Annotated in this window: 5 protein-coding genes; 2 read left to right on the forward strand and 3 right to left on the reverse strand. The window is 60.1% G+C overall.

Annotated elements, in window-relative coordinates; genetic code table 11:
* Positions 1-253 precede the first annotated feature (253 nt).
* From NZK35_RS10560 to rpiB, 3 genes are all read right to left on the reverse strand, one after another.
* Positions 254-1162 carry a hypothetical protein gene (locus NZK35_RS10560; protein ID WP_259632504.1) on the reverse strand — a complete coding sequence of 303 codons (909 nt, stop codon included), beginning with the start codon at positions 1160-1162 and terminating at the stop codon, positions 254-256.
* A 219-nt stretch (positions 1163-1381) separates the two neighbouring features.
* Positions 1382-2650, reverse strand: coding sequence for a chorismate synthase (locus tag NZK35_RS10565; RefSeq protein WP_259632505.1), 1269 nt, complete (start codon positions 2648-2650; stop codon positions 1382-1384).
* Between the two features lie 51 nt (positions 2651-2701).
* The gene (gene rpiB, locus NZK35_RS10570; protein WP_259632506.1) at positions 2702-3211 is read right to left on the reverse strand and encodes a ribose 5-phosphate isomerase B; all 510 of its coding nucleotides are present in this window, start codon (positions 3209-3211) and stop codon (positions 2702-2704) included.
* 364 nt (positions 3212-3575) lie between these two features.
* Between rpiB and NZK35_RS34670 the strand changes: the two genes are divergently transcribed.
* Together NZK35_RS34670 and NZK35_RS10595 are read left to right on the forward strand one after the other, a co-directional pair.
* Positions 3576-7292: a preprotein translocase subunit SecA gene (locus tag NZK35_RS34670; protein WP_323379632.1), complete on the forward strand. Its 3717-nt coding sequence runs from the start codon at positions 3576-3578 to the stop codon at positions 7290-7292.
* 241 nt (positions 7293-7533) lie between these two features.
* Complete coding sequence (locus NZK35_RS10595; protein WP_259632507.1) at positions 7534-8862, forward strand: 3-deoxy-D-manno-octulosonic acid transferase; 1329 nt, start codon at positions 7534-7536, stop codon at positions 8860-8862.
* The last annotated feature ends 76 nt before the right edge of the window (positions 8863-8938 follow it).

The following is an 8938-nucleotide window of genomic DNA, read 5'->3' on the forward strand; positions in this document are numbered from 1 at the left end:
TGACAAGGCGTAGGTCACGCTGTGCGTGACAAAACGTAGGTCACGCTATGCGTGACAAAACGTAGGTCACGCTGTGCGTGACAAAACGTAGGTCACGCTGTGCGTGACAAGGCGTAGGTCACGCTATGCGTGACGTTGTCCTCGTTCCCGGGCTCTGCCTCGCACGTTCGCCGGCAGAGCCGGCGTGGGTGGCAAGCAGGATGCTTACCCCACTTGCACTTGTTGCCAGGCGGAGCCCGGGAACAAGCCCGCGTTATCCCATCATCAGTGCCGCCGCGCCGAGCCCTCCGGCGATCAGGAACCCGGTCGCATCGATCAACGCGATTCGCCAAATCGGTTCGGCTTCGGTTTGGTAATACGCGCGAACGCTTTCGCCATGCAGCCAAGCCCAGATGCCGGCACCGACCAGCAACCCTCCGACACCCTTGATGATCATAAAATCTGCGTCCTCCGATGTCGCGTCACCGATGACTTCGAACAGATTAAACGCCAGCCCCCACCCATAGCTGAGCAACACGACATACCAGCAGACCCTGCCGCGGACGAAGCAACAGATGCTGGTCGCCAACGACAAGAGTGCCATCAGTCCGAGCATCCCGACAAAAATGTAAAAGACGATCCCCACCACGTCGGCCGTCGATTCATCCATGCCCTCCAACGTTTCGGCATTGACAAAACCGAGAAACAACAGCATCAAACCGCCGTAGAAGATCGCCGAGAGTCCGTTGATCACACCGATAAAGATCAAGAACGGTGGCCGCGGCGCCTCTCCTTTCATGACCAACGCTTCCCCACGTCGGTCACTCCCCGAAATCGCCTCGTTGAGCATTTTCGCTGCGTTGGCACCGGGCGCCTTGACCGCCACCTTGGCTCCCGGAATCTGAACCGCCTTGATCGGCGCCAAATCGGTTTCGGTCAACTCGTCGAACAACCCCGCCGCCGCCGCGGGTGCGGGCGTCGCGAGCGGTCGAGACTGGGCGGGTGCCCGCGTGGCGGCGGATGCGCCCTGCCCGGCCTGTGCCGGCGGCTTGGCCTGTGCCGTCGTCGCGGCAGGTCCTCCGGGTGCGCGAAGCTGTTTCCCGCACTTGCATTTGACCACCTTGCCGGCCGCCGTGTCGGGGATTTGAAGCAGAGACGCGCAGCCGGGGCACTTAATCTTCATGGATGACGAAACGTTCTTGGCGCGGGAAACGGTGGCAATCAACGGCACCCATCTTAGCAACTCCGGGCCATTTGTCTGTCACATTTTGCCGCTCGGCGGCAGAGAAGTGGCGTAAGCTTCCAGCTTGCGACTCGCGGCTGATGGTGGTCGTAAGCTTCCAGCTTGCCAATGCCCTCAGTCGCAAGCTGGAAGCTTACGCCACGGGGTGCTCGCGGGGCCCTACCGGAACAACCCGGGCAACCCTTCCCCGACACTCTGCGCCTTTTGACTCAGTGCCGCGTTCATCAATTCGATCGCGATCCGCGACTCCAAGGTGACGCCGGCACGGACACCGACGCAGGGGTCATGGCGACCTTTTTCGAGCTGGAACTCGATCTCGCTGAGGTCTTTGGTGACCGACTGTTGCGGCTTGTTGATCGTCGAAGTGGGTTTGAATCCGACGCGAAACACCAGCGGCATGCCGGTGGTCATCCCGCCGATCAGACCGCCGTGGGTGTTGGAAACGTAGCCACCGCTGCGGATCGGATCGTTGTTCTCGCTGCCGACCCGCTCGATCACCGCCGCGCCCGCTCCGACCTCGCACGACTGGACGGCGTTGAGCCCTCCGAGCGCCCCCATGATCCGCACCTTTAAACTCTGATACAGCGGATCTCCCAGCAACGGCGGCACATTCAGCGCCACCACCTCGACTCCGGCACCGAGCGAGTCGCCGGATTTACGCGTCTCTTTGATCAACTCCGCAGCCTGGGACGCAAAACCGCTGTCGATCGACGGGATGACCGACGCGTCGATGTCCCGCTGCATCGCGGCGATGGTGTCGGCATCGATCGTGACCGAATCCTGTTCGGCCAACAGTGCCTGGCACCGATCGGCCAGCGAAAGATTCGCCCGCAGCGGACCGACTTGATCGATCGAGGACAGCAAAACGGTGCCGAAGGTCTGTTGCAAGAACAATCTCGCGATACTGCCGCCGACGACATCGCTGATCGTGACGCGGTAACTGCTGCGACCACCGCCGCGGACATCGACGAATCCACGCGACTTGTGATACTTCACCAAATCCGTGTGCCCGGGCCGGACCTGACCCTTGGGGCCGATGAATTGCGTGTAGTCGCCCGACTTCTTGCTGGTCGACAGCACCATCGCCGCGATCGGCTCGCCGGTGGTGTATCCCGCCTCGTAGCCTTGGGATTCAAAACTCGCCCCCTCGACCTCGACGGTGATTGTTGATTCACCGCGGGTTGCGTCTCCCAGCAGCGCCTCGTGATCGGTCTGATACAGGCCGGAGAGAAAGACGACCTTGTCTTTCTCGTTTCGGGGCGTGCCGTATTTATTGCCCCCGGGGCGGCGGCGATCCAAGAACGCTTGGACCTGGTCGCGGCGGATCATCAGCCCGGCCGGACAACCGAACACGATGGTCGTCACCGCCGGGCCATGGGATTCCCCCGCGCCCGCGACACCAAAGTAAGGTCCACCAAGAATTTCCATGATTGTTTCTGTCAGGAGCAGTAAGTGGGAGAGGCTTCCGGCATCATTCCGCTAAAGCCCCAACGCGTCGCGTCCCTGGGCCTCGATTTCCATGACTTTGTCCAAACGACGCTGGTGGCGTTCGCCCGGCGTGTAGCGTGCTCCCAAAAACGCGCGAACGATTTCCAGGGCCAGTTCGCTGCCGATGATCCGTCCGCCGATGCACAGCACGTTCATATCATCGTGCTCGACCCCCTGATGAGCCGAATAGGTATCGTGGCAGATCGCCGCCCGAATCCCAGGAATTTTATTCGCCGCGACACTCACCCCCACCCCACTGCCACAGACCACGATCCCGCGGTCGGCGTTCCCCAAAATGATCTCGCGTGAAACCGCGATCGCAAAATCGGGGTAGTCGCACCGCGCCGTGCTGTCGGTGCCGCAGTCGATGACGTTGCCGACCAACGTCGCATAGGGTTCGGCAGCAAGCTGTTGGACGACCACCTGTTTGAGCGGGTAACCGGCGTGGTCGCCGCCGATGGCGACACGCAACCGGGGGCCGGATGGGTTCTGATCGATCATGAATGAATGGGCGGGAGGAACAAACGACTAGTCAGGGCGGACAGTTTAGCCGGCAAGTTGAAAATTCGTTAGCCGCGAACCAACGTGGCCGGCCATTTGTCCGCGGTGCTTCAACGATCACCGTTGACCTGATCCATCAAAAAACCTAACCTAAGCCCCCCAAAGCATTTAGCTTCTCCTGTCCGATCCGGGGTGTGCCCAGAAGTTTACCCAGAGCGGAGCGTAAATTTGGACTTTCGTCGGATTGGCCCCAGATTGGCTGCTCTAGACGCGGGGGCCGTTGCGCTGCCAATCTGACTCTCCTGCGGGCGAATCTGTATGCTCGCGACGAAACATACATAGAAACTTACTAAGCGATTCAGCGATGTCGTTTTTTGAAACCCTGGCAGATGTCACCGGCGCAGTCTTCGGCGGTGCCCTCAGCTCCTTCGAACGTGCGATCACGTCCGTGTTCGGATCGGCCAACGCCCGTCAAGTCACCGCACTCCAGGCCAAAGCGGAGGAGATCACGGCGCTTGAGCCGAAATACGAGGCGATGACCGACGACGAATTGCGTGAACAGACGCAACTGTTCCGGCAACGGATCCGTGACGGCGAGACCTTGGACGACATTTTGCCGGAGGCGTTCGCGGTCTGTCGCGAAGGCGGAAAACGATTCCTGGGCATGCGTCACTACGACGTCCAGCTGATCGGCGGCATGGTGCTGCACCAGGGCAACATCGCCGAAATGGTCACCGGCGAAGGAAAAACCTTGGTCGCGACGCTGCCGGCCTATCTCAACGCGCTGGAAGGCAAAGGCGTTCACGTCATCACGGTCAACGATTACCTGGCCCGCCGTGACATGGAATGGATGGCGCCGCTGTACATGAACCTGGGTCTGACGGTCAACGCGATTCAATCGGGGATGTCGACCGGCGAAAAACAGGCCGCCTATCGCTGTGACATCACCTACGGAACGAACAACGAATTCGGTTTCGACTACTTGCGCGACAACATGCGGCCGGCCGCCCAGGGCGACGACCGTTTTCCGCCCGAAGCCCAGCAATGCCAAGGCCCGCTGAACTACGCGATCATCGACGAAGTGGACAATATTCTGATCGACGAGGCGCGAACGCCGTTGATCATCAGCGGTCCCAGTGAGATGGATCTGGGGCGATATGCCGACGCCGACCGCGTCGCACGAGCGCTGCGAAGAGAAGAACACTTCACCGTCGACGAAAAACAGCACAACGTCACGCTGACCGACGAGGGTGTCCGCGAAGCCGAACGACTGGCCGGCGTCGAAAGCTTCTACACCGCCGGCAACATGGAATGGCCGCACCTGATCGACAACGCGCTCAAGGCCCACTTCCTGTACAAGTTGGACGTCAATTACGTCGTCAAAGATCGCCAAATCGTGATCGTCGACGAGTTCACGGGTCGTTTGATGGACGGCCGGCAATGGAGCGATGGGTTGCACCAAGCGGTCGAAGCCAAAGAAGGCGTCCCGATCAAACCGGAAACCCAGACCTTTGCCACCGCCTCGCTGCAAAACATCTTCAAGATGTACAAGAAGCTGTCCGGCATGACCGGCACCGCGATGACCGAGGCCAACGAGTTCTGGAAGATCTACAAGTTGGACGTGATCGCGATCCCGACCAACCGCGTCTTGCAACGGATCGAACATCCCGACGTCATCTACCTGACCGAAGAATTCAAATACAAAGCGCTCGCCGAAGAGATCGAACGGACCAACAAGTGGGACGTCCTGGGACTGAAGGACGGGACCGAACTGTGGGGCGAGATCACCGAGGAACAGAACGACCAGGTCAAGTTCATCGGCAAGGGCGAAAAGAACCCTGACACGATCCCCAAATCAAAGATCACCTCGATCGAATATGCCGGACGCCCCGTCCTGGTCGGTACCGTCAGCATCGAAAAGAGCGAAAAACTGAGCCTCTTGCTCGAACGCCGCGGCGTCAAACACGAAGTGCTCAACGCCAAACAGCACGAACGTGAAGCGGACATCGTTTCCCAGGCCGGACGAAAATACGCCGTCACGATCGCAACCAACATGGCCGGTCGTGGTACCGATATCATCCTCGGCGGCAACCCGGAAACCAAAGCCTGGGCACAACTGCAACACAAGTACGCAACCCGCCTGGACGTTCCCGACGACGAATGGAATGAGTTGGTCGAATCGATCGACAAAGCCGAAGGCATGAGCGAACAGGGCGAGCTCGTTCGCGAACTCGGCGGGCTGTACGTGCTGGGAACCGAACGTCACGAATCGCGACGCATCGACCTGCAGCTTCGCGGACGCTGCGGACGTCAGGGCGACCCCGGCTCGAGCCGCTTCTTCTTGTCCCTCGAAGACGACTTGATGCGGATCTTCGCCGGCGAGTGGGTCAAGAACATGATGGAACGGATCGGCATGAGGGAGGACGAGCCGCTGGAGTCCAAGCTCGTTACCCGCCGAATCGCTGCCGCCCAAAAGAAAGTCGAAGAACGCAACTTTGAAATGCGAAAGAGTCTGCTGGACTATGACGAGGTCATGGACGAGCAACGCAAACGCGTCTATCGCTATCGCCAAAACCTGCTCGACGGCCACAGCTCTCGGACGATGATTTTGGATCTGATCCGATCCCAGATCCAAGAACAGGTCGAAACGTTCTTGGAACCAGGCTACGGCGCCGAAACCTTTGCCGCCTTCGCAGGCGCCCAACTCGGCTGCACCCTGGATCCCAAAGATTTCCAAAACATGGAAATCTCCATGGCCACCAGCTACGCCCGCGAACAGGCCGAGCGAGCCGCCGAAGTCACGGTCGAAGAAACGGTCGAAGAAAACCTGCCCGAAGGCATGGAGGACGAATGGAACTGGCAGGCACTCGCCAAATGGTGCAACACCTCCCTGGGCACCAACTATCAAGACCATCAACTGAAAAAGATGGAACGTGATGAGCTGATCAACACCTTGATCGAGAAAAGTCATCAAGCCATCGAGAAAGTCGATCTCAGTGAAGGCGAACCGTTCCTCGATGCCGACTACGGACTCCGCGTCCTCTGCGGTTGGATGAGACACCGGTTCGGAATCGAAACCACCCCCGAAGAGTTTCGCGATGTCGAAGATCGGCGTGCCGTCACCAAGGCGTTGGTCTCACGCGCCGAAGAGGCATACGCCGAAAAAGAAACCGAATACCCGGCGCTCGCCGGCATCTCGCAATTCACCGTCCAACAAGGTGCTCAAGTCATCTTGGATCGCGAAAACCTGGTCGGCTGGATCAAACGTCGATTCGAGAAAGCAGTCGACATCGACCAGGTGCCGCTGAACCGTGACGACCTGAAAGCTCACCTGATCCAGTTCAGCCGCGAAACCAGCGACGCCGCCGGCGCCATGTACGCCAAAGCGGATGAGATGGTCCAAAACGTGTTCGGTGATGTCCACGATGACAAGACCGCCGCGGTTGCAGCGAGTGGAACCGACAAGTTGGAAACCCTCGCCGCTTGGATGAAAAACGAATTGGGGGCGTCGATCGAAGCGGAAGATCTGGCGCGGATGAATCGCGAAAAACTCACCCTGGCCGTCGACGGTGCCGTCGATGATCGCTTCCATCCCGAAATGCGACGCATGGAACGCCAGATCTTGCTGAACATCGTCGACGATGTTTGGAAAAATCACCTGCTGACGATGGACCACCTTCGCAGCAGCGTCGGATTGAAAGGCTACGCCCAACTGGATCCCAAAGTCGAATACAAACGCGAAGGCATGCGGCTGTTCGACCACATGTGGGAATCGGTCGGTGAACAAGTCACCGGATTGATCTTCCGCATGGAATCGTTCAACCAAGACTTCATCCGCAGCACCTGGGTCGACGCCAAAGCACGACACGATGAAGTGCACTCGGTCGCCAGCCAAGCGGGCACCGCCACCGCGACCAAGGCCGCCACCCAAACGGCCGCACAGCAGGCCGCCGAAGCGAGCAACCAGCAAACCGATGCCAAGCCCGAGCCGATTCGAAACACCGGCGTCAAAATCGGACGCAATGATCCCTGCCCCTGCGGCAGCGGAAAGAAATACAAGAATTGCTGCCTGAGGAAATAGCGAACCGAATTCCCGCCGGCAACGCAGTGAAGCATTTGTTAGCGGTAGGGCGCAAGCCCTCCGGTGTGGCGGGAAAGAGGAGGAACCGGCGGGCTTGCGGGCTGTCGGTTNNCATTCACTCAGCAGAACCCGACTAAACCGACAGCCCGCTTGCGCCCTGCCGCCAAAACCTCGTAAAACACAGCCGATCTGGTTCCAAGGCTCCGCCTCGGAACGCCACGCCCCGAGAACGGAATCTCCAATGTTCGCCAACGCCGTCTACTTGATCGCGCTCACGGCACTCTCGCCGTGGATTCTGTATCGCCGGGTGCGGCACGGACGCTACCGCCGCGGGTGGCGCCAGAAATTGCTGGGCCTGTCACGTGCCGACGCCCATCGCCTCCGCGGCGAATCCCCGACGGCGGATTGTATTTGGCTGCACGCGGTCAGCGTCGGCGAAGTCAATTTGCTCGGCGGGCTCGTCAAGCGTTTGCAGGCACAGTTTCCGCAGACGCCGATCGTGATCAGTTCCAGCACCGACACCGGATACGATCTGGCGGTCCAGCGGTTCGGGACCGAACGCGTGTTCTTCTGCCCGCTCGACTTTTCGTGGGCGGTGCAGCGCACCCTGGCCAATCTTGAACCAAAGCTGTTGGTGCTCGCCGAACTGGAACTCTGGCCGAACCTGATCAAAACCGCCCGACAGCGAAACACCGACGTGATCGTCATCAATGGGCGTTTGAGCCACCGCAGCGCCGCCGGCTATCAACGATTCAGCTGGCTGACGCGACCGATCTTTACCTCACTGAGCAGCGTTCAATGCCAAGATGAATCCTCGGCAGACCGTTTTGTCGCCTGCGGAACACCACGGTCACGCATCGCCATCAGCGGTTCGCTCAAGTTCGACGATGCCCCGCAAACGCGGGAATGCGTTGACGTGCAGTCGCGAGCGAGATGGGCGGGTATCGATCCCTGGCACATGGTCTGGGTCGTCGGCAGCACGCAAGATGGCGAAGAAAAGATGGCGTTGGAGGTCTACCGACGGCTCTGCGGGCGCCACTCGGAACTGCGGTTGATCCTGGTGCCACGCCACCCCGAACGGTTTGATCGCGTGGCGCAATTGATCGATGCCGAAGGGCTGCTCGCGCATCGTCGCTCGCGAGACGGTTCATTGGAAGATTTGAAATGGACCGCCGACCGAGTCCTCTTGATCGACACGATTGGTGAATTGCGCCACTGGTGGGGCGTCGGTCAGATCGCCACCGTCGGCGGCACGTTCGGCGACCGCGGCGGACAAAACATGCTTGAACCGGCCGGCTACGGCAATGCGATCGCTTTTGGTCCGGACACGCGAAACTTCGCCGACATCGCCGAGCGACTGCTCGACGCCGGTGGCGCGGTCCGCGTGGCCAACCCGATCGAATTGGAAGCGTTTCTCGAACGTTGCTTGACCGACATCCCGGCGGCCGATTCGCTCGGCCGCGCTGCCAAGCAGGTCGTCGAGCAACACCGCGGCGCGTCCGAACGCACGGTCAACGCGATCGGCCGGTTCCTCGCCCCGGACGATCAGTCTCAGCGACACGCGGCCTAAACCGCTGCTCCGCTGCTCCGCAGCGACCGGGAATCGCCTCAAGGCTGGACACCAACACGCGCTGGTGTGCAGGCTT

Origin of the sequence: Stieleria sedimenti (assembly GCF_025060895.1) — a bacterium.
GTDB classification, from domain to species: Bacteria; Planctomycetota; Planctomycetia; order Pirellulales; family Pirellulaceae; genus Stieleria; species Stieleria sedimenti.